This is a genomic window from Microbacterium sp. EYE_78, assembly GCF_023149035.1.
In the GTDB taxonomy this organism is placed as follows: Bacteria; Actinomycetota; Actinomycetes; order Actinomycetales; family Microbacteriaceae; genus Microbacterium.
Window position 1 is genome coordinate 429,624 of sequence record NZ_JAHXMY010000001.1, and the last position, 19,694, is coordinate 449,317.

The window sequence follows — 19,694 nt, forward strand, 5'->3', positions numbered from 1 at the left end:
GTCTCCTCCTCGGGTCTCAGGCGCCGAATGTGACGACGGGCTTGATGATGCCGTCGAGCTTCGACGAGAACACGTGGTACCCCTCGGCGATGTCGTCGAGGGCGAAGCGGTGGGTGATCAGCTCCCGAGGAGCGATGTGGCCCGCGCGGATGTGCTCGAGCAGCCGCGGCCACTGCCGCTTCACGGGGGCCTGGTTCGCCCGGATCGTGAGGCCCTTGTTCATGGCGTCACCGAACTTCACCGCGCTGAACAGCGGGCCGTAGGCGCCCATCACCGAGACGGTCCCGCCCTTACGGACGGCATCGATCGCCCAGTTCAGCGCGACGGGCGATCCGCCCTGCAGCTTCAGCTTCGCGGCCGTGACGTGCTGCAGGACGTGCCCGTCGGCCTCGGCGCCGACGGCCTCGATCACCGCGTCGGCGCCCAGCCCGTCGGTCATCTTCTTCAGCGTCAGGACGACGTCGTCGACCTCGCCGAAGTGCACCGTCTCGGCGAGCGCGAACTCCCGGGCCTTCTGCAGTCGGTAATCGAGGTGGTCGACGACGATGACGCGTCCCGCCCCCATGAGCCAGCTCGAGCGTGCCGCCGCGAGACCTACCGGCCCGGCGCCGAACACGACGACGGTGTCGCCTTCGACGATGTCGGCGAGCTGTGAGCCGAAGTAGCCCGTCGAGAAGGCGTCGGTGAGCAGCAGGGCATCCTCCGACGCGATGTCGGCGGGGATCACCTGCGGGCCGACATCGGCGAACGGCACGCGGACGAGCTCGGCCTGACCGCCGTCGAAGCCGCCCGTCGAGTGCGAGTAGCCGTAGATGCCGCCGATCGCGGTCGCGTTCGCGTTGACGTTGTGACAGTTGGAGTACAGCCCGCGCGCGCAGAAGAAGCACGAGCCGCAGAAGATGTTGAAGGGCACCATGACGCGGTCCCCCACCTTGAGGTTCCGCACCGACGAGCCGACCTCTTCGACCCAGCCGATGAATTCGTGCCCGAACGTGTGGCCGACCCGGGTGTCGGGCATCATGCCGTGGTACAGGTGCAGGTCCGACCCGCAGATGGATGCCAGTTCGACGCGCACGATCGCGTCGTTCGGGTGCTCGACCACCGGGTCGCGCTTGCGGTCGACGCGCACCTTGTACGGCCCGCGGTAGGTCATCGCCTTCATACGTCCTCCTGTGGTCTCGGGCGAGCCTGGTCGCGCGAGCCGGAGAGGTGGAGGGGGTTGCGGTCTGCTCCGCGACGTGTCAGACGGGGGCGGCGTCGTCGCCGAGCTCGAAGCGGTAGCCCATGCCCGCTTCGGTGAGGATGTGCCGCGGATGCGCCGGGTCAGCCTCGAGCTTGCGGCGCAGCTGCGACACGTAGAGGCGCAGGTAGCCGGTGTCGCTGACGTGCTCCGAGCCCCAGATGCTCGTGAGCAGGGTCTGGCGGGTGACGAGCCTGCCCGGATTCCGGATGAGCATCTCGAGCAGCTGCCACTCGGTCGGCGTGAGGCGCACTCGTTCCGTGCGGCCGTCCGTCGTCCGGTTCACGCTCCGCGCGGCGAGGTCGACCGAGATCGCTCCGAACTCGGTGACGGGGTCGGGCTCCTGCTGCGGTGCGCGCCGCGTGAGGGCTCGGATCCGCGCCAGCAGCTCATCGATCGCGAAGGGCTTCGTCACGTAGTCGTCGGCGCCTGCGTCGAGCGCGTCGACCTTGTCGGCCGCCCCCGTCCGGCCCGAGACGACGAGGATCGGCGCGTCGGACCACCCTCGGATGGCGTGGATGACCTCGATGCCGTCGAGCTGCGGCATCCCGAGATCGAGCAGGAAGATGTCGGGTCGGTGATCGATCGCGGCGGCGATGGCCTGCGACCCGTCGGACGCGGTAAAGACCTCGTACCCACGGGCGGACAGGGTGATACGGAGGGCTCGGACGATCTGCGGGTCGTCGTCGGCGATGAGGATCCTCACGGTCTCGCCTCCGCGGAGGGGACCGGCAGCGAGACGACCATGGTCAGCCCTCCGCCCGGTGTGTCCTCGGGCGTGAGCGTACCGCCCATCCCCTCGACGAACCCCTTCGACAGGGCGAGGCCGAGCCCGAGTCCCGTGCTGTTGTCGGTGTCACCCAGTCGCTGGAACGGCACGAACACGTCGTCGCGTCTGTCCTCGGGGATGCCCGCACCGTGGTCGACGATCCGGATCTCGACGGCGCCGCCGAACGCGCTCGTCGCGATCCGGACGCGCTCGCCCTCGGGCGAGTGGCGCAGCGCGTTGGCGAGCAGGTTGACGACGACCCGCTGCAGCAGCACGGGGTCGGCGCGGACCCCCGCGGCATCCGGTTCGAGGTGGAGGTCGACGGATGCCGGTCCCGCACCGACCTCTTCGAGCGCGGGCAGGATCGCATCCGCCGGATCGACATCCTGCAGCGCGACCGCGAGAGCCCCGGCCTGCAGGCGGCTGACGTCGAGCAGGTCGGTCACGAGCCCTGCGAGCGTGCCGAGGCTCTCGTCGGCGGTCTGCAGCAGCTCGTCGCGATCGCTGTCGCTGTACGTGCCGCTCCGCAGGCCGCCGACCGCGGCGGTCGCGGCGGCGAGGGGACGGCGGAGATCGTGGCTGAGCGCCGACAGCAGGGCGCTCCGCACCCGATCGGACGCCTCGAGCGGCGCCAGCCCGCTCGCGACCTCAGCGAGGTCCTGGCGCTGCAGGGCGGCATCCAGCTGGGCGACGATCGCCGCGATCAGGCGGCGCTCCGACGCGCGGAGATCGTGTCCGTGGAGTTCGAGGACCGCGCGGTCGCCGACCGGCAGCGCGGTGTGCCGGCCGTCGCGCAGGGGCTCACCGCTCGAGGCGAGCGTCGTCTCGCCCGTGACCAGCCGGACGCCGGCGAGCCGGAACGCCTCGCGGGTGCGCTCGACGAGCGTCTCGACGGCGCCGCCGCCGCGCAGCACGCTCCCGGCGACCGTCTGCAGGAGTTCCGCCTCGGCGGCGGCGCGCCGGGCGGCGCGGGTCTGGCGCGCCGCGCGGTCGACGACGACGCTCACGAGGATCGCGATGACGACGTAGAGCCCGAGGGCGAGCAGGTGCTGCGGTTCGTGGACGTGCACGGTGAAGAGCGGGTCGACGAAGAAGAAGTCGAGGGTGAGCCCGCTGAGCAGGGCGGCCCAGAGCGCGGGCCAGACGCCGCCGACGAGGGCGACGACGACGACGAGCAGCTGGTAGCTGAGGACGTCGCTCGTGATCGACTCGGGCGTCCGCATCGTGAAGAGCAGCCAGGTGAGGAGGGGCCCGCCGACGAAGGCGAGGGCGAACCCCGCGAGGCGTCGCCGCATCGAGAGGGCGCCGCCCAGGCGTGGCAGTGCGAAGCGGCCGCCCGCCGCCGAGTGCGTGACGATGTGCACGTCGATGTCGCCGGATTCGCGGATGACGGTCGCGCCGATGCCGGGCCCGGTGAGCAGCGCCGCGAGCCGGCTGCGCCGGCTGACGCCCAGCACGAGCTGCGTCGCGTTCACCGACCGGGCGAACTCGACGAGCGCAGTCGGGACGTCCTCCCCCACGACCTGGTGGAAGCTGCCCCCGAGCGTCTCGACCAGGGCTCGCTGCTCGGCGAGCGCGGCCGGATCGCCGCTGCGGAGCCCGTCGTTGCTCGTGACGTGCACCGCGAGCAGCTGCCCGCCCGCCGACCGCGCGGCGATGCGTGCGCCGCGTCGGAGCAGGGTCTCGCCCTCGGGTCCGCCGGTGAGGGTCACGACGACGCGCTCGCGCGCCTCCCACCGGCTGTCGATCCCGTGCTCGGCACGGTACGAGGTGAGCGCCTGATCGACTTCGTCGGCCAGCCACAGCAGCGCAAGTTCGCGGAGCGCCGTCAGGTTGCCGAGACGGAAGTAGTTCGACAGGGCGGCGTCCACCCGCTCCGCCGGGTAGACGAGGCCACCGGCGAGCCGGTCGCGCAGCGCCTGTGGCGCGAGGTCGACGACCTCCACCTGGTCGGCGCCGCGGAGCACCTGGTCGGGGATCGCCTCGCGCTGCGGCGCCCCGGTGATCTGCTGGACGACATCGTTGAGCGACTCGATGTGCTGGACGTTGACGGTCGAGATGACCGAGATCCCGGCATCCAGCAGCCGCTGCACGTCCTGCCAGCGCTTCTCGTTCGCGGACCCGGGTGCGTTGGTGTGGGCGAGTTCGTCGACGAGCGCGATGTCCGGACGCCGCTCGATCACCGCGTCGAGGTCCATCTCGGTCAGCGTCACGCCACGGTGGGTGACCTCGCGTCGCGGTACGTGCTCGAGGCCCTCCGTCATGCGTTGGGTCGCCGCCCGGCCGTGGGTCTCTACGACGGCGATGACGACGTCCGTGCCCTCCGCGGCGAGGCGACGCCCCTCCTCGAGCATCGTGTACGTCTTGCCGACGCCGGGGGCGGCGCCCAGCAGCACGCGCAGCCGTCCGCGTCCCCCCACTGTCAGCCTCCGAGCCCGTCCAGGGCGAGATTGAGTTCCAGCACGTTCACGGTCGATTCGCCCAGGAACCCGAGGTCGGGACCCTGGGTGTGATCGGCGACGAGGCGTCGGACCTCCGACACGAGCAGGCCGCGGGCCTCGGCAACGCGGTCGACCTGGATCGAAGCGTACGCGGGGCTGATGTGCGGGTCGAGTCCGGAGCCCGAGGCGGTGACGGCGTCGGCGGGGACGTCCGCGGCGGGCACGCCGTCGCGCTCCGCGATGGCCGCCTTCCGCTCCCGGATCGCGGCGACGAGATCCTCGTTCTCGGGGCCGAGGTTCGAGCCCGACGAGGCGCCTCCGTCGTACCCGTCGCCGGCGGCCGAGGGACGCGGCTGGAAGTACTGCGGGAGCGCGTCGCCGTCGGCATCCGCGACGGGCTGCCCGAGGAGCGAGGAGCCGACGGCCGCGCCGTCGGCGCCCCGCACGAGCGACCCGTTCGCCTGGGCCGGCAGGGCGACCTGGCCGACGAGGGTGATGACCGCGGTGTAACCGACGCCCAGGAGGAGCGTGAAGACGACCATGGCGCGGACGGCGACCGCGACGGTGCGCCAGGTGGAGCGGGATGAGCTGTGCATGACGGGGTGTCCTCGATTCAGAAGCCGGGGAGGAGGCGGACGACCAGGTCGATCAGCCAGATCCCGATGAAGGGGGCGACCACACCACCGAGGCCGTAGACGGCGAGGTTGCGGCCGAGGATCGACGACGCGCCGCCGGGGCGGTAGCGCACGCCGCGCAGGGCGAGCGGGATGAGCGCGATGATGACGAGCGCGTTGAAGATGATCGCCGAGAGCACCGCGGATGCCGGTGAGTGCAGGCCCATGATGTTCAGCGCCCCCAGCTGCGGGAACACGCCCATGAACATCGCCGGGATGATCGCGAAGTACTTGGCGATGTCGTTCGCGATCGAGAACGTCGTCAGCGCGCCGCGCGTGATGAGGAGTTGCTTGCCGATCCGGACGATGTCGATGAGCTTCGTCGGGTCGGAGTCGAGATCGACCATGTTGCCGGCCTCCTTGGCCGCTGACGTGCCCGAGTTCATCGCGACGCCGACGTCCGCCTGCGCGAGCGCGGGCGCGTCGTTCGTGCCGTCACCGGTCATCGCGACGAGGTTGCCGCCCTCCTGCTCCCTGCGGATGTAGGCGAGCTTGTCCTCGGGCGTCGCCTCGGCGAGGACGTCGTCGACACCGGCCTCCTTCGCGATCGCGGCCGCGGTCAACGGGTTGTCGCCGGTGATCATGACGGTGCGGATGCCCATGGACCGCAGCTCGGCGAAGCGCTCGCTGAGGCCGTCCTTGACGACGTCCTTCAGGTGCACGACCCCGAGCACGCGGCCGGAGCCGGCGGCATCCTTCGTCGCGACCACCAGCGGGGTGCCGCCGGACTGCGAGATCTCCTCGGTGCGTGCGGTCAGATCCGCCCGGACGTCGGCGGGCAGCGGCGTGCCGCCCTGCTCGAGCCAGCCGACGATCGCCGAGCCGGCGCCCTTGCGGATGGCCGAGCCGCCGGGCAGGTCGAGACCGCTCATGCGCGTCTGCGCCGTGAACGGCACGACGACGCCCTGCGACTGCCGCGTCACGTCGATGCCGCGGCGGACGGCGAGGTCGACGATCGAGCTGCCCTCGGGCGTCGGGTCGGCCAGCGACGAGAGCGCGGCCGCGCGCGTGAGCTCCTGCTGCGCCTGGCCTGCCAGCGGGACGAACTCGGACGCCCGACGATTGCCGTACGTGATCGTGCCGGTCTTGTCGAGCAGCAGCGTCGTCACGTCGCCCGCCGCCTCGACCGCGCGGCCGGACATGGCGAGGACGTTCCGCTGCACGAGCCGGTCCATGCCGGCGATCCCGATGGCCGACAGGAGCGCGCCGATCGTCGTCGGGATGAGGCACACCAGGAGCGCGACGAGGACGGGGATGCTGACCGGTGCCGCCGCGTACGAGGCGACCGGGTTCAGGATGAGCGCCACGACCACGAAGATGATCGACAGGCTCGCCAGCAGGATGTTCAGGGCGATCTCGTTCGGCGTCTTCTGCCGGGCCGCCCCCTCGACGAGCGCGATCATCCGGTCGACGAAGGTCTCGCCGGGCTTCGAGGTGATGCGCACGACGATGCGGTCCGAGAGCACCCGGGTGCCGCCCGTGACGGCGCTGCGGTCGCCGCCGGATTCCCGGATGACGGGGGCCGACTCCCCCGTGATGGCGGACTCGTCCACCGAGGCGATGCCCTGCACGACGTCCCCGTCGCCGGGGATGAGGTCTCCGGCCGCGACCACGACCACGTCGCCGAGGGTGAGGTCGGCCGACGAGACGTCGTCGATCGTCACGCGCTCGGCCGCGGCATCCGTCTGCTCGTCGTAGCCGGTCACACGATGGGCGACCGTGCTCGTGCGGGTCTTGCGGAGCGTCTCGGCCTGCGCCTTGCCGCGACCCTCGGCGACGGACTCGGCGACGTTGGCGAAGAGAACCGTCAGCCACAGCCAGACGGCGATCACCACCGTGAAGGGCGCGGGCACCGGGCTGCCGCCCGAGTCGCCGGGGCCGCCGAGAGAGGGCTCCGCGATCGCGAGGACCGTCGTCAGCACGGCTCCGACCCAGACGATGAACATCACGGGGTTGCGCCACTGGGCGCGCGGGTCGAGCTTGCGCAACGCCCCCGGGAGGGCGGCCGCGATCGCGGCGCCGTCGATGCCGCCGCGCGGAGCGGGAGCCGGGGCGACGGGTTCGAGAGTGGGGGTGGACATGTCAGATCAGTCCTTCTGCCAGGGGACCCAGCGCGAGTACGGGGAAGTAGGTGAGGGCGGTCACGATGACGATCACGCCGATGAGCAGGCCGACGAACAGCGGACGGTGCGTCGGGAGCGTGCCGGCCGTGGCCGGCACCGTGTCTTGCGCCGCGAACGATCCGGCGAGGGCGAGGACGAGCACGATCGGCAGGAACCGGCCGAGCAGCATCGCGACGCCGAGCGCGGTGTTCAGCCACGGGGTGTTCGCGGTGAGGCCCGCGAACGCCGAGCCGTTGTTGTTCGCGGCGGAGGTGAAGGCGTAGAGCACTTCGCTGGAGCCGTGGATGCCGGGGTTCCAGATCGAGGTCGTCGTGACGTCCTCGCGGACCGCGGGGATCGCGAAGCTCAGCGCCGTGCCGACCAGGACGAGGATGGGGGTCACGAGGATGGAGATGCTCGCGAGCGTGATCTCGCGCGGACCGATCTTCTTGCCCAGGTACTCCGGCGTGCGGCCGACGAGGAGTCCCGCGATGAAGACCGCGAGGACCGCCATCACGAGCATGCCGTACAGGCCCGATCCGACACCGCCGGGGGCGAGCTCGCCGAGCATCATGTTGAGCAACGGCATCATGCCGCCGAGCGCCGTGAAGGAGTCGTGCATCGAGTTGACGGCGCCGGTCGAGGTGAGCGTGCTCGTCGACCCGAAGAGCGTCGACCCGATGATCCCGAACCGCACCTCCTTGCCCTCGAGCGCGGCGCCGGCGAGCGCGGGCGCGGTGCCGCGGCCCGCCAGCTCGAACGCGGTGAGCGCGAGCGTCGATCCGACGAACAGGACGCCCATCGCGCCGAGGATCGCGTACCCCTGGCGCTTGTCGCCGAGCATCGTGCCGAAGGTGCGCGGCAACGAGAAGGGGATGATCAGCATCAGGATGATCTCGAAGAGGTTCGTCCAGCCCGTCGGGTTCTCGAACGGGTGCGCCGAGTTCGCGTTGAAGACGCCGCCGCCGTTGGTGCCGAGGAGCTTGATCGCCTCCTGCGAGGCGACGGGTCCGCCGGGGATGCGCTGGGCGCCACCGCTCACCGTGGTGACGTCGGTGAAGCCGTTCAGGTTCTGGACGACGCCACCCGTGAGGAGCACGACCGCGGCGATGACCGACAGCGGCAGGAGCAGGCGGACCGTGCCGCGAGTCAGGTCGACCCAGAAGTTGCCGATCGTGCCGCTGCGACGGTATGCGAGGCCCCGCACGAGGGCGATCGCGACGGCCAGGCCGACGGCTGCCGACACGAAGTTCTGGACCGCGAGCGCCGCGAACTGCACGGTGTACCCGAGTGTCAGTTCGGGCGAGTAGGACTGCCAGTTCGTGTTCGTCACGAACGACACGGCCGTGTTGAAGGCGAGGTGCTCGCTCGGCGCGGGGAGCCCCAGGGACCACGGCAGCCATTGCTGCGCACGCTGCAGGAGGTAGACCAGGAGGACGCCGACGAGCGAGAACGCGAGCACGCTGCGCGCGTACGACTGCCACGTCTGGGCGGATGCCGGGTCGACGCCGATGAGTCGGTACAGGCCGCGTTCGGCCCGGGCATCCTTCGACGAGGTGTACACCCAGGCCATGTAGTCGCCGAGGGGGCGGTACGCGACGGCGAGGATGAGCGCGAGCGTCGCGAGGGTGAGGACGGCGGGGAGCCACGCCATCAGAACTTCTCCGGCTTCACGAGGGCGACGAAGAGGTAGACCACCGCGGCGACGCCGAGGACCGCGGCGATGATGTCGAACGCGTTCATACCCGGTCCACCGCCTTCGCGAACGATCCGATGATCACGAACAGGACGATGACGCCCAGCACGATGACGATGTCGAGCACGAGAGACGCTCCGTTTCGGGATGGCCGGTCTCGCGCTGACGCGGACCGTGCGTCGGGAAGACGCATCCCCGATGGAACACCGGTGCCCGCACGTCGCCGGCGGTCCTCACGGAATCCATACGGGCGCGCGCGGAGTCCTGACGGGATCCTGACGCGGCGCGGTTCAGCCCCTCGCGGCGGCCCACTCGGCGAGCGCGGTCACGAGCGCCGCGTGGCCCGCCGCGTCGTACGAGCGCGCGTCGTGGCCCAGCACGTCCACCGCGATGCGGGAGCGTCCCACCGTGCGACGCCAGGCGGCCGGTTCGCGGCCGCTCCCCGCGTCGTCGCCCGCGTGCCACGCGACGACCTCCCGCGCGCCGGTCGCCTGCAGCGCGCAGTACCGCTCGTCGTCGACCTCGAACGTCTCCCCGAGACCGGCGTCGACGTCGACGCGCATCCGGCCGAAGGGCGGGTGGAACGACGACTCCGGCACCCACACGGCGCCGATCGCGCCGGCCCACTGCGGATAGTCCCGGAGCGAGGCGGTCGCGCAGTGGTGGGCGAGCACCCCGATCCCCCGGTCGAGCGCAGCGGCGAACGAGGCGATCGACGCGGCGGGCGCGGCCCGCGGGCCCTCCCGCCACGGATCGCCCGCGTTGACGACGAGTAGGTCGACGCCCTCGAGGGCCGCCATGCCGGCATCCACATCCTCCGTCACGTCGACGTCGTGCCCGGCGGCGGCGAGGATGTCACGGATGCGGGCGGTGGTGGCGGGGAACGGATGCCACGGGTCGGCGTAGCGTCCCGAGCCCGACAGGATGAGCGCCCTGGAGGTCATCCCCCCATCCTGCCGTCGTCGCGGGGCCAGCCGGCCGGCCAGTCCCACGTCCGGAGCATGCCGCACATGCCGTGGCGGCGCCCGCCGCCCCGCGGCACCGCACGCGCGACGGCGGCGTCGCCGAGCATGCCCGGGTCACCGCCCGCGAGTGCCGACAACTGCGACGCGACCCGCGCCGTTTCGGCCGCGACGGTCGCGTCGAAGAGCTCCTGCCAGTGGGGGACGCGGTGACGGACGATCCGCACGGCGTCCTCGTGGAGCGCCCGGAAGGCCGCCGAGCCACCCGCACGCAGCTCGGCGAACCCCTCGAGCGCGAGGTCGCGCCGCGCGCGCACGGCCGCGTCCGCACCGGCGCCGTCCGGCAGGGCCGCAGCGACGGCGTACGCGTCCGGGTCGGCCCTGACCGCTGCCGGGAAGGTGAAGACCGCGTCGCCCGCTTCGGGCAGCCCCGCGTTGGACATGACGACCAGCAGCCGCAGATCACCGCCATTGACGAGACGGTGCACCGTGCCGGGGCTGAAGGACAGGACGTCCCCGACGTGCAGCGGGTGTTCCTCGAACCCGGCGGCTGAGACGGTCTGGACCGCGCCCTCCCCCCCGATGACCACATAGCCCTCGCTGGATGCGGTGTGCAGGTGGGGAGTGCCGCCGCGGCATCCGTCCGCCGCCGCCTCGTCGTACACCTCGAGGTCGGTGAGCGCGACGCCACCCGGGAAGAGGGTCATCGCAGGGGCCGCAGCGCGTCCGCAAGAGCCGCGGCGTCGCTCGCGTCGCCGTCTGCGATGCCGACGACGTAGCGGAACGTCTCGGTGCGCCCGGGGGCGATCTCGAACTCCTCGCTGAAGAAGGGCGCAGGATTCAGGCAGGCGAACTCCTCGGAGCGCGCGAACCACTGCGGGGGGTGGCAGGGGTTCTCCGCAGCGTCGAGCATCACTATCAGCGAGGTCTCGTCGACGACGTCATGGCGTCCGACGAACCCCATCCACTCGTGGCGCTGACCGCGGACGTCGTTGCCCGACCCCTCTCCGTCGACCGTCACGAGACGACCCTCCGTGAACGATCGCGGTCCCCGCCAGAACAGACCGCCGTAGCCGGCGTTCTCGCGCCCCTTGGTGGTGGGCGACCCGATCCGGATGGGATCACCGGTGACGTTCGTCAGCGAGATCGAGACGGTGAGGGCCCACGCCTGATCGGACAGGATGCGGGCCGACAGCGAGCGCTCCTCGGCGAGGATGCGGCGGCCCGACTCGGTCGTCCAGTCGAGCGTGTGGGTGACCCGCGCCACGCCGTCCGCGACGGATGCGTCGACCACCTCGCGGTGCGCCTGGGTGCCGTTGTTGGCGAGCTGGACGTAGCCGCGGTCACGGACGTACGTCGGTCCGCCCCAGAAGTTCTCGTCGTCGACGACGGGAAGCGACCAGGCGATCCCCTTGTGCCAGACGTGGTCCCAGGGACGGTACAGACTCACCACGCGGCCCGCACGCGTGCGGAGCGGGTCGAGGTACGGCTTGGGCGATTCGAGCTGCGGCGAGTCGGGGATGAAGACGTACCGCAGCAGTTCGACGTCGCCGTCGCGGACGCTCGCCGACTCGCCTCCCACCTCGAGCTCGAGAGCCTGCGGCGTGAGCGGGGTCGGGTGCGTCATCGCGCGGTCTCCTTCGTGTCGGCGGGCAGGTTCTTCACGCGGGGCCACGGCGCGGCACCGCCGCCCATCGTCCTCGCGAACGGGTCGTCGGCGCCGAGTTCACCGGCCCGGACCGGCACTCCGCGGAACGCCGAGGCGTAGGTCGCGGCGGCGAGTTCGAGCGTACGGGCGGCATCCTCGGCTGTCACTCCGGGCGTCTCGCCGCGGTCGAACGCATCGAGGATCGCCTCGATCTGGTCGCGGTGGGAGCTGGGTCGATCGGATGCCGGTGCCGGCCAGACCTCCGCGAGATGCTCGTGACCGGTGAGCGGGGTGAAGGTCCAGTCGGCGTCGGTGTAACCGTAGACGTGCTCGAGTTCGACGGTCGCGTATTCGAAGTCGAACCGCAGTCGCGAGGTCTGGGCGGGCGAGACGATCGAATTGACGACGCTCGCCAGCGCGCCGTTCTCGAACTCGACGACCGCCATCGACACGTCCTCGGTGTCGGTGGGGAGCGCCTGACGTGCCGCGAACGCGGTCAGACGCGACCACGGCCCCAGCACGGCGAGGAGCAGATCGAACTGGTGGATGCCGTGGCCCATGGTCGGACCGCCGCCCTCCACCTCCCACGTCCCCCGCCACGGGAGGTCGAAGTACTCCGGCGGGCGGTGCCACAGCGTGTCGCACGTCGCGACGAGCGGGCGGCCGAGGACGCCGTCGCGGGCGAGCCTGGCGAGCCGCTGCCCAGCGGGCCCGTATCGGTGCTGGAAGACCGTGAGCGCGGGGACGCCGGTCTCGCGGGAGACGGCGACCAGGTCGGCCATCTCGGCGAGGTTCGGCGCCGTCGGCTTCTCGATGAGCGCCGGGACGCCGGCGCGGAGCGCCTGCGTCGCGAGCGCGACATGGGTCTGCGGGGGTGTGCTGATGTGCACGAGATCGAGGTCCTCGGCGGCGAGCAGCGCCGCGGCATCCGGATACACCGTCGCACCCCCGTGCGCATCCGCGAAGGCACGCGCCCGACTCGCGTCGAGGTCGACGACGGCGACCAGCTCGATCCGCGGCGAGAGCTCGGCGATGGCGGCGGCGTGCGCGTCGGCGATCATGCCGGTGCCGACGATGGCCGACCGGACAGGACGTGTCATGGTGCTCCCTTGCAAAGTGAACGTTCACTTTCAGCGTAGCCGCGCCACCCGTCTCGAGCAAGCGGACGGGTCACTCCGCGACGGCGCCCTCGGGCTGCTCGCCCAAGCGAATGCCTGCCGACGCGAGGGCGGCGGTGGCCACGTCGAGCACGGCGGCGCTGTGGTCGAGCCGACGGTCGCGCTCGTCGAGGTCGAGCGCCGCCACCATCGCGACGAATGCGCGGAACTCCTCGACCATGCGGTGCGGATGCGCGTTGTCGGTGAAGCGTTCCGTCTCGCCGCGGCGGGGCCGGATCTCGACGGAGGGCACCTCGTTCGGCGTGCCGTCGATGATCATGACACCGTCGGTGCCCTGCAGCTTCGTCCGCGACGGCCCCGGTGAATCCTTCGCGCAGACGCACACCGCGGTGACATCGCCGTAGCGCAGCACCGCGACCCCCGAGGTGTCCACGCCGCGCTCGACGTGCGCGGCGTACGTGACGTCGTCCGGTGTGCCGAGCAGCCCGACGACCAGATGCAGCGCGTAGATGCCGAGGTCCATCAGCGCACCGCCGCCCATCGCGGGGTCGAACGCCGGCAGCACCGTCCCGTCGCGGAACGCGTCGTAGCGCGATGAGTACTGCGAGTACTCGCACTGCACGAGACGCAGGTCGCCGAGCGCCGGCAGTCGTTCCCGCATCCGCACCACGTTGCCGAGGTACTGGTTGCTGATGGCTTCGACGAGGATGAGCCGACGTTCGGTCGCGATGGCCCGGAGCTCGGTGAGCTCGTCGGGCCGCAGGACGAACGGCTTCTCGCACACCACGTGCTTGTCCGCGAGGAGTGCCCGCCGCGCGGAGGCGTAGTGCAGCGCATTCGGCAGGGCGATCCAGACGGTGTCGACATCCGGGTCCGTCAGGCACGCATCGAGGTCGGTGTACACCGTCGGGATGCCCGAGGCGGACGCGATCGCCTGCAGCTTGTCACGGCTGCGCTCGGTGCCGACGATGGCAGCCAAGGTCAGCCCCTGGACGTCGGCCGCGTGGGGGAGGAAGTCCGCGACGATCTGGCCGGAGCCGACGACGGCGAGCCGCACGTCAGATCGCGAGACCGACGGCCAGCAGGACGACGCCGAGCAGCGGCGGCGTCAGCTGGATCAGCGCGGCCCGCGCCTTCGAGCGGTCCGAGAGCAGGAGGACGAGGCCCGCGGCGACCATCGATCCGGCCCCCGTGAACACGAGCGTCGCCCCTACTGCGAGCGAGCCCGCCGCGATGAACACGATCCCGAGCACGATGGCGATCGCGAGGAAGAGGTTGTAGAAGCCCTGGTTGAAGGCGAGCGGCTTCGTGATGCGCACCGTCTGGTCGGTCTGACCGAAGGTCCGCCGGGCCGCCGCCCCCTCCCACGCGATGGACTCGAGCACGAAGATGTAGACGTGGACGGCTGCGGCGAGCGCCGCGAACACGAGGCCGGCGATGATCATGGGGACAGTCTCCCAGAGGCCGTCGCTCCGCGTCAGGTGGCGGGCGCGGGCCCCGTCGACTCGCGCCAGATGACGGCGGTGGACAGCGGCGCCGGTTCCACCTCGGCTTCCGGCCGCAGCACGGCGATGAGCCGGCGCATGGCGTTCCGGCCGAGCCCCTCACGGTCGACGCCGACCGTCGTCAGCGAGGGCACCGTGAACCGCGCCACCGCATGGTCGTCCCACCCCGTCACGCTCAGGTCGTCGGGCACGCGCCAGCCGCGCGCCCGGGCGCCGCGGATGACACCGGCCGCGACGATGTCGTTGGCCGCGACCACCGCGGTCGGGCGGCGCCCGGCATCCCACGACATCGCGAAGTCGACACCGGACTCGCCACCCCAGTCGCCGTCGACGACGTCCGTCACCTCGACGCCGTGCAGTGCCGCAGCAGCGACGAAGCGCTCCCGTCGCGCGCGGGCGGACGCGAAGCCCGGGTCCCCGCCGACGTACGCGAACCGCCGGTGACCCAGGTCGACCAGGTGCGCGACGATCTCGTCCACCGGAGACGCATCGATCAGTCCGCCGATGCCCCGCATGTCGTCGTCGACCTCGTCGCTGGCGATGATCGGCACCGAGCCCTCGACGACGTCGGCACCGAGGGGCGCGAGCGAGAGGACGCCCTCCACCTGACCGGAGTCGGCGATCTCCCTCGCCCGCTCGGCCCGTCGCGAGGTGCCGCCCACGCTGAGGACCTCGATCGTGAAGCCCGCAGCCTCGGCCGCCTCAGCGGCACCGGCGACCATCCGCGCCGGATCGAACGTCAGGTGCGGCAGGAGGACGGCCAGGCGTCCCGTCCGCCGCGTGCGCATCGATCGCGCCACGAGGTTCGGACGGTAGCCCAGCTCGTCGACCGCGCGCTCGATGCGGACGACCGTCTCGGGGCGCAGACCGCCCTCGTGGCGCAGGAAACGCGAGACCGTCTGATGCGAGACGCCGGCCAGGCGCGCGACCTCGATCATCGTGGGGCGCTTGCCCGGGATCGACTGTCCCTCGGCCATGCACCCTCCTCCGTCGAGCCGGCAGGCGTCCGGCGGCTCCCGACTCTATCGCCGACCGACGAGCCCCCGCCCGACACGGGGCGGGGGCCCTGACGTCGTCGTTCAGGATGCCGGGACGAGCACGCGGTCGATCGTGTGGATAACGCCGTTGGACGCCTGGATGTTGATGGCGCGCAGCACCAGCTTGGGGTTCTTCAACGCGGGGGTCTCGTCACGCAGCACGATGCCGCGCGGCTCGACCGTCCCCCCGTTCGCCATCTCGAGCGACCGCGAGAGGATGACCGTGATCGGTGAGAGCTTCTTGCCCGCCACCACGTGGTACAGCAGGATGTCGCTGATCTGCTCCGTCGAGAACGTCGACGTGATCGCATCGAGCGCAGCCGCCTCGGAGGCCGGCGCGCTGCCGGTGAGGTCGGTCACCAGGCGGAGGAACGCGCGGTCGTTCGGGGCGAAGACGGTGAACGTCGACGACGGGTCGCCGAGCGTCGCGTCGAGGCCCGTCGCCAGCACGGCCTGCACCAGCAGGTCGTAGTCCGATCCGTTGCTGTCGGGCGTTCCGCCTCCGGACGCCGCGACCGCGACGTCGACGATCGTGCCCTGCGGCTTCGCCTGCTGATGGGCCGAGGCCGGCGACGCGGTGAAGGCCATCGCACCAGCGACCAGCGTAGCGACGGCCACTGCGATCTTCTTGTTCATGTCCAGCTCCTTCGATGGGGAGAACGGCCCGGCGCTTGTCGGGCGCTACTGGGTATTCCGTCTCGAGGCCATCGGTGGATGCAGGGGCGCCAGGATTTCCTGCACCTCACTCGGCGAGCGCGGCAAGCTCTCCGATCACGCGCGGGTCCGCGAGGATGCGGAAATGACCGCCGGTGTCGAGCTGCACGTTGCGCGCGGCGCCGGCGAGCTCGCTGCCCTCCGGGATGTGCGGATCGAACCGTCCGTAGACCGACACGATCCGCGCGTTCACCTCGACCTCCGCCGTCAGCGCACGGATGGTCGAGTTGCCCGGTGAGAATGCCCGCAGCGACGGCACGACCATCAGGCGCCCGTAGCGTGATCCCCCGAACGGCGTGGCGACCGCCAGCATCCGCTCGATCCTGCCTGCACCGGCGTCGAGCAGCATGGCTCGTTTGCCGACCAGTCCGCCCTTGCTGTGGGCGAGGATGACGCATCCGCGCAGGTCGTTGTCGTCGAGGTACCGGATAACCTCCTGCGCCGCCTCGTCCACCGGGCGGAGGTTCCGTCTCAGCACGGGGAGGACATGCACGGGGTGCCCACGGCCGTGCACCGCGGCGATGAGGGGCTGCAGGAACCTCCAGGTCTCGTAGACGCCGGGCAGCATCACGATCGGTGTCAGGTCACCCCGCCGGAAGGAGCTCGGATCGGTGCGGTCGACCGCGGCTCGGACCTGCCACACGAGCGCGTACAGGTAGTCGCGGACCCACCACGAGCCGATGCGGAGCAGGTCCCTCATGCACTCACTGGGAGACGTCTCGGTCCAGGCGGTCGAGCAGGAGCTCGAGTGCGATCTCGAACTCCTCCTTGCTGTGATCCTCGCTGAGGAGGGGGCGCAGGCGCCGGACCTCGGGGGTGTCGTCGAGCGTCTCGCTGCCGTCGGTGTTGGGCACCGTGGCGTCGCCCTCGTCGATCGGCTCCTCCGCAGGGCCGAACGACGCGCCGCGGACGCTCGCCTCGAGCAGCAGTTGCCCGAGCAGGAAGCTGCTGAACGCGCGATAGGCGCGGACGGCCTGCAGGTCGGTGAAGCCGTGCGAGATGAGCACGCGGAGGAAGATGTCGACGACCTCGATGCTCCGCAGCGGTGGACGCAGCCACGGCGCGGCGGGATGCCGGGTGGCGACCAGCGGGAAGGCCTGGGGGTGCTCGACGGCGATGTCCCGCACGGAGTGGGCGACGTTCTGCAGGAACGTCTGCCAGTGCTCCGACGACTCCCGTCGCATGGTCGCCGTGAGGTCGGTCATGAGCGAATCGACGACACCCTCGAGAAGATCCTCTTTGCCGTGCACGTGGCGATAGAGCGACATCGCCTCAACGCCCAGACGCTGGCCGAGCGTGCGCATCGAGAGCCCCGGCGGACCCGAACCGTCGACGAGCTGCAACGCCGCCTGGATGATCACATCTCGGCTGAGCTTCGGTGGTGACGAAAGATCGGTCTGTCTGCTCATGTGGAGCCTCCACGTCGATCCTCCCCCCTTTCGTACGATCCGTGGGACACCAGCGGATTTCTTGACCCTGCTTACACCGTAAGCTAGCGCCATGCACTGCGCGCCGCAGCAGCGGACACGGCGACCGGGACGGTCGTCGTCATGATGTCGTTCCGCAGCCATGGCACCCTCCAGGGGTGGCTCGCCGAGTTCTTCCACACGACCGGGACAGGCGACCTCATCAAGGTCGCCATCCAGGACAGTTCGCACGGGGAGGACGGCGGCCTGATCGTCGTCCCGCTCCATCACGCGACGACGACGGTGTACCTCCGGCCGCCCGAGGAGCGCGGCGGACGCTGGCGGGTGATCTTCGAACCGCAACCAGATGAGACGGCCCTGACGCCGGAACAGACCCGCGGACTCATCGCGGAGCTGGCCGTCGCCGCCGACCTCTGCGAGTTCCTCGAACGCAAAGCCGCGGCGCACTCCGAACCCCTGCCCCGCGCCTAGGGCCGGCGGTGCTGCCGAAGCCGCGAGTCAGCACCGTCCCTCGATCGCGGCACGGAAGGACGGGACCCCGTGGGTCGTCTCGCATTCGGCAACGAGGTCGTCGCGCTCGACGACCGCGTCCTCGCGCACCTCGAGATCGTCATGGTCACGAAGCTGCGCCGCCACGAACCGTTCATCCTGACCTGGACCGTCGACCCCAGCCTCGGCAGCGGTCGGGTGTCGCGGTGGGTCGGCCTGTCCACCAGTTGGGACATCCGCTTCGAGTCCCGTCCGGCGGGACCCATCAACCAGGCCTGGATCGAGGACCTGATGAGCACCGCGAACTCCCCCGGCGGGCTCCGGATCGTGCCGGAGCCGTCCGCCGGCGGGGACTGACCGGAACGTGAAAAGCCCCGGGAACCCAGGGCTTTTCTGGCGGAGACGGAGGGATTTGAACCCTCGGTCCCCGTGAGGGGACTCCACCTTAGCAGGGTGGTGCACTAGGCCTGACTATGCGACGTCTCCAGGCATCCGACCACAAGTGGCGCGGACGCACCGTGCAATCATAACCGCATGACGCGGGCTGTCCGAACCGCGGATCACTGCTCCGCGACGGTGCAGGTGACCTGGTTCGCGGACTGCCCGGTGATCTCGGTCGGCAGGTCCACCGCCTCACCCGTCGGAGCCGGCGAAGGCTCCGCGTCGGGGGTGGCTCCGGCATCCGCGGTCGCCGTCGGCGTCGGAGTGGGCTTCTCGGCACCGTCCTCTGCCTCGCCGATGACCTCGACACCATTGCCGCCGCTGGGGTTGCCGGTGACACGGACGGGCTTGTTCTCCTGCAGCGCCGTGAACAGCACGTCGGCCGCCGAGGTGACAGGCAGCACACGCCCGCCGCCGGGGGCGTACACGGTCGGGTACTGGACGAAGACGATGTCTTCGTACGGCACGTCGGCCACGGCCATGGCGATCTGCGCCATTCGCTGCGGGCTCGTGAGGGACTCGCTCAGGACGAGCTGCTTCTCATTGACCTGTCGGATCGCGGTGTTCGCCAGGTTCAGCAGCGTCGGATAGTTCGAGAGGACCTCGCCGGACTGCAGCTTGCGCACCATCGAGCTCATGAACTGCTGCTGATTGGAGATGCGGCCGAGGTCGGACCCGTCGCCGATGCCGTGGCGGATGCGGAGGAACTGCAGCGCCTGCGCACCCACGAGGTTGTGGTTGCCCGCGGTGAGGTTGAGGCCGGTGTGGCGGTCGGAGATGTCGGAGCTGACACAGACGTCGACACCGCCGATCGCATCGGACATGTTGATCACGCCGGTCCAGCGGATCGCGGCGGCGAACTGGATGTCGATGCCGGTGAGCTCTTCGACGGTGGCGACGGAGCAGCCGAGGCCGCCGTAGCTGTACGACACGTTGATCATCTGCGCGCTCATCGCAGGGTACGAGCCGCCATCCGGGTTCTCGCACGACGGGATCGGCACGATCATGTCGCGCGGGAACGAGACGACCGTCACGCGGCGCGGTTCATCACTGATGTGCACGAGCATGGTGACGTCGTTGCGCTCGCCGCCGTCGTCGTGGGCGCAGCGCGGGAAGAGCTTGAGGTCCTGCCCCTCGCACGAGTCGGTGCCGACGACGAGCATGTTCACGCCACCCTCGATCTCACCGATGTGCGGGGGGAGCGTGCCGTCGTCGCCGATGGAGACGCCGCTCTCGTCGAGGGTGCGCGCGGCATCCCAGACGTAGAAGCCGCCGATCGCGGTGGCGCTCACGACGACGACCGCGAGCATCGCGCCGAGGATCGTCAGCACCTGACGGATCGGGCTGGGCGAGCTCAGCGCCCCGTGACGGGCGACGGGCTGACGGCGGTACTTCGTCGCCTTCGCGTCGGACCTTGCGCTCACGGCTCAC

20 protein-coding genes and 1 tRNA gene are annotated in these 19,694 nt (G+C 70.9%); 2 read left to right on the forward strand and 19 right to left on the reverse strand.

All coding sequences use genetic code 11. The features are described 5' to 3' along the window. Positions 1 to 16: 16 nt before the first annotated feature. From KZX17_RS02095 to KZX17_RS02175, 17 genes are all read right to left on the reverse strand, one after another. Positions 17 to 1,162 carry a zinc-dependent alcohol dehydrogenase gene (locus KZX17_RS02095; RefSeq protein WP_248171031.1) on the reverse strand — a complete coding sequence of 382 codons (1,146 nt, stop codon included), beginning with the start codon at positions 1,160 to 1,162 and terminating at the stop codon, positions 17 to 19. A 79-nt stretch (positions 1,163 to 1,241) separates the two neighbouring features. Continuing rightward, the gene (locus KZX17_RS02100; RefSeq protein ID WP_248171029.1) at positions 1,242 to 1,946 is read right to left on the reverse strand and encodes a response regulator transcription factor; all 705 of its coding nucleotides are present in this window, start codon (positions 1,944 to 1,946) and stop codon (positions 1,242 to 1,244) included. Further along, a complete protein-coding gene (locus tag KZX17_RS02105; protein ID WP_308194526.1) occupies positions 1,943 to 4,429 on the reverse strand; it encodes a DUF4118 domain-containing protein in 2,487 nt (828 codons plus the stop codon). The genes KZX17_RS02100 and KZX17_RS02105 overlap by 4 nt, the downstream gene beginning before the upstream one ends. 2 nt (positions 4,430 to 4,431) lie before the next feature. Then, on the reverse strand, positions 4,432 to 5,046 hold the full coding sequence (kdpC, locus tag KZX17_RS02110; protein ID WP_248171027.1) for a potassium-transporting ATPase subunit KdpC: 615 nt from the start codon (positions 5,044 to 5,046) through the stop codon (positions 4,432 to 4,434). Positions 5,047 to 5,063: 17 nt separating this feature from the next. Then, on the reverse strand, positions 5,064 to 7,205 hold the full coding sequence (gene kdpB, locus KZX17_RS02115; protein WP_248171025.1) for a potassium-transporting ATPase subunit KdpB: 2,142 nt from the start codon (positions 7,203 to 7,205) through the stop codon (positions 5,064 to 5,066). Position 7,206: 1 nt separating this feature from the next. Next, a complete protein-coding gene (gene kdpA, locus KZX17_RS02120; RefSeq protein WP_248171024.1) occupies positions 7,207 to 8,880 on the reverse strand; it encodes a potassium-transporting ATPase subunit KdpA in 1,674 nt (557 codons plus the stop codon). After that, complete coding sequence (kdpF, locus tag KZX17_RS02125) at positions 8,880 to 8,969, reverse strand: K(+)-transporting ATPase subunit F (protein WP_248171022.1); 90 nt, start codon at positions 8,967 to 8,969, stop codon at positions 8,880 to 8,882. Before kdpF ends, kdpA begins: the two co-directional genes overlap by 1 nt. Positions 8,970 to 9,212: 243 nt before the next feature. Beyond that, positions 9,213 to 9,866, reverse strand: coding sequence for a ThuA domain-containing protein (locus KZX17_RS02130; RefSeq protein WP_248171020.1), 654 nt, complete (start codon positions 9,864 to 9,866; stop codon positions 9,213 to 9,215). Continuing rightward, positions 9,863 to 10,591, reverse strand: a complete 729-nt coding sequence (locus KZX17_RS02135) for a cupin domain-containing protein (protein WP_248171019.1) — start codon at positions 10,589 to 10,591, stop codon at positions 9,863 to 9,865. The genes KZX17_RS02130 and KZX17_RS02135 overlap by 4 nt, the downstream gene beginning before the upstream one ends. Continuing rightward, on the reverse strand, positions 10,588 to 11,511 hold the full coding sequence (locus KZX17_RS02140) for a PmoA family protein (protein ID WP_248171017.1): 924 nt from the start codon (positions 11,509 to 11,511) through the stop codon (positions 10,588 to 10,590). The genes KZX17_RS02135 and KZX17_RS02140 overlap by 4 nt, the downstream gene beginning before the upstream one ends. Next, the gene (locus KZX17_RS02145) at positions 11,508 to 12,632 is read right to left on the reverse strand and encodes a Gfo/Idh/MocA family protein (RefSeq protein ID WP_248171016.1); all 1,125 of its coding nucleotides are present in this window, start codon (positions 12,630 to 12,632) and stop codon (positions 11,508 to 11,510) included. The genes KZX17_RS02140 and KZX17_RS02145 overlap by 4 nt, the downstream gene beginning before the upstream one ends. A gap of 70 nt (positions 12,633 to 12,702) precedes the next feature. Continuing rightward, on the reverse strand, positions 12,703 to 13,707 hold the full coding sequence (locus KZX17_RS02150) for a Gfo/Idh/MocA family protein (protein ID WP_248171015.1): 1,005 nt from the start codon (positions 13,705 to 13,707) through the stop codon (positions 12,703 to 12,705). A gap of 1 nt (position 13,708) precedes the next feature. Beyond that, positions 13,709 to 14,095, reverse strand: coding sequence for a DUF1304 domain-containing protein (locus tag KZX17_RS02155; protein WP_248171014.1), 387 nt, complete (start codon positions 14,093 to 14,095; stop codon positions 13,709 to 13,711). 32 nt (positions 14,096 to 14,127) lie between these two features. Next, positions 14,128 to 15,132, reverse strand: a complete 1,005-nt coding sequence (locus KZX17_RS02160; RefSeq protein WP_248171013.1) for a LacI family DNA-binding transcriptional regulator — start codon at positions 15,130 to 15,132, stop codon at positions 14,128 to 14,130. 102 nt (positions 15,133 to 15,234) lie between these two features. After that, positions 15,235 to 15,828 carry a fasciclin domain-containing protein gene (locus KZX17_RS02165; protein ID WP_248171012.1) on the reverse strand — a complete coding sequence of 198 codons (594 nt, stop codon included), beginning with the start codon at positions 15,826 to 15,828 and terminating at the stop codon, positions 15,235 to 15,237. A gap of 106 nt (positions 15,829 to 15,934) precedes the next feature. Continuing rightward, positions 15,935 to 16,606, reverse strand: coding sequence for a triacylglycerol lipase (locus tag KZX17_RS02170; protein WP_248171011.1), 672 nt, complete (start codon positions 16,604 to 16,606; stop codon positions 15,935 to 15,937). Between the two features lie 4 nt (positions 16,607 to 16,610). After that, positions 16,611 to 17,315 carry a TetR/AcrR family transcriptional regulator C-terminal domain-containing protein gene (locus tag KZX17_RS02175; protein ID WP_248171009.1) on the reverse strand — a complete coding sequence of 235 codons (705 nt, stop codon included), beginning with the start codon at positions 17,313 to 17,315 and terminating at the stop codon, positions 16,611 to 16,613. A gap of 141 nt (positions 17,316 to 17,456) precedes the next feature. Here KZX17_RS02175 and KZX17_RS02180 point away from each other — a divergent pair, with 141 nt between their 5' ends. Together KZX17_RS02180 and KZX17_RS02185 are read left to right on the forward strand one after the other, a co-directional pair. After that, on the forward strand, positions 17,457 to 17,804 hold the full coding sequence (locus tag KZX17_RS02180; RefSeq protein ID WP_248171008.1) for a hypothetical protein: 348 nt from the start codon (positions 17,457 to 17,459) through the stop codon (positions 17,802 to 17,804). Between the two features lie 69 nt (positions 17,805 to 17,873). Further along, the gene (locus KZX17_RS02185) at positions 17,874 to 18,179 is read left to right on the forward strand and encodes a hypothetical protein (RefSeq protein WP_248171006.1); all 306 of its coding nucleotides are present in this window, start codon (positions 17,874 to 17,876) and stop codon (positions 18,177 to 18,179) included. A 37-nt stretch (positions 18,180 to 18,216) separates the two neighbouring features. Here the strand turns inward: KZX17_RS02185 and KZX17_RS02190 are convergent. Both KZX17_RS02190 and KZX17_RS02195 read right to left on the reverse strand, forming a co-directional pair. Beyond that, positions 18,217 to 18,308, reverse strand: a tRNA-Ser gene (locus KZX17_RS02190). 74 nt (positions 18,309 to 18,382) lie between these two features. Further along, entirely contained in the window at positions 18,383 to 19,687 is a 1,305-nt protein-coding gene (locus KZX17_RS02195) for an LCP family protein (RefSeq protein WP_248171005.1), read from the reverse strand. Positions 19,688 to 19,694: the final 7 nt, after the last annotated feature.

Excerpts from the sequence above, each read along its gene's own strand:
- KZX17_RS02095 (WP_248171031.1), bottom strand. The coding sequence starts at position 1,162 with ATGAAGGCGATGACCTACCGCGGGCCGTACAAGGTGCGCGTCGACCGC.
- kdpC (WP_248171027.1), bottom strand. The coding sequence starts at position 5,046 with ATGCACAGCTCATCCCGCTCCACCTGGCGCACCGTCGCGGTCGCCGTC.
- kdpB (WP_248171025.1), bottom strand. The coding sequence starts at position 7,205 with ATGTCCACCCCCACTCTCGAACCCGTCGCCCCGGCTCCCGCTCCGCGC.
- kdpA (WP_248171024.1), bottom strand. The coding sequence starts at position 8,880 with ATGGCGTGGCTCCCCGCCGTCCTCACCCTCGCGACGCTCGCGCTCATC.
- kdpF (WP_248171022.1), bottom strand. The coding sequence starts at position 8,969 with ATGAACGCGTTCGACATCATCGCCGCGGTCCTCGGCGTCGCCGCGGTG.
- KZX17_RS02130 (WP_248171020.1), bottom strand. The coding sequence starts at position 9,866 with ATGACCTCCAGGGCGCTCATCCTGTCGGGCTCGGGACGCTACGCCGAC.
- KZX17_RS02135 (WP_248171019.1), bottom strand. The coding sequence starts at position 10,591 with ATGACCCTCTTCCCGGGTGGCGTCGCGCTCACCGACCTCGAGGTGTAC.
- KZX17_RS02140 (WP_248171017.1), bottom strand. The coding sequence starts at position 11,511 with ATGACGCACCCGACCCCGCTCACGCCGCAGGCTCTCGAGCTCGAGGTG.
- KZX17_RS02145 (WP_248171016.1), bottom strand. The coding sequence starts at position 12,632 with ATGACACGTCCTGTCCGGTCGGCCATCGTCGGCACCGGCATGATCGCC.
- KZX17_RS02155 (WP_248171014.1), bottom strand. The coding sequence starts at position 14,095 with ATGATCATCGCCGGCCTCGTGTTCGCGGCGCTCGCCGCAGCCGTCCAC.
- KZX17_RS02160 (WP_248171013.1), bottom strand. The coding sequence starts at position 15,132 with ATGGCCGAGGGACAGTCGATCCCGGGCAAGCGCCCCACGATGATCGAG.
- KZX17_RS02165 (WP_248171012.1), bottom strand. The coding sequence starts at position 15,828 with ATGAACAAGAAGATCGCAGTGGCCGTCGCTACGCTGGTCGCTGGTGCG.
- KZX17_RS02170 (WP_248171011.1), bottom strand. The coding sequence starts at position 16,606 with ATGAGGGACCTGCTCCGCATCGGCTCGTGGTGGGTCCGCGACTACCTG.
- KZX17_RS02175 (WP_248171009.1), bottom strand. The coding sequence starts at position 17,315 with ATGAGCAGACAGACCGATCTTTCGTCACCACCGAAGCTCAGCCGAGAT.
- KZX17_RS02180 (WP_248171008.1), top strand. The coding sequence starts at position 17,457 with ATGATGTCGTTCCGCAGCCATGGCACCCTCCAGGGGTGGCTCGCCGAG.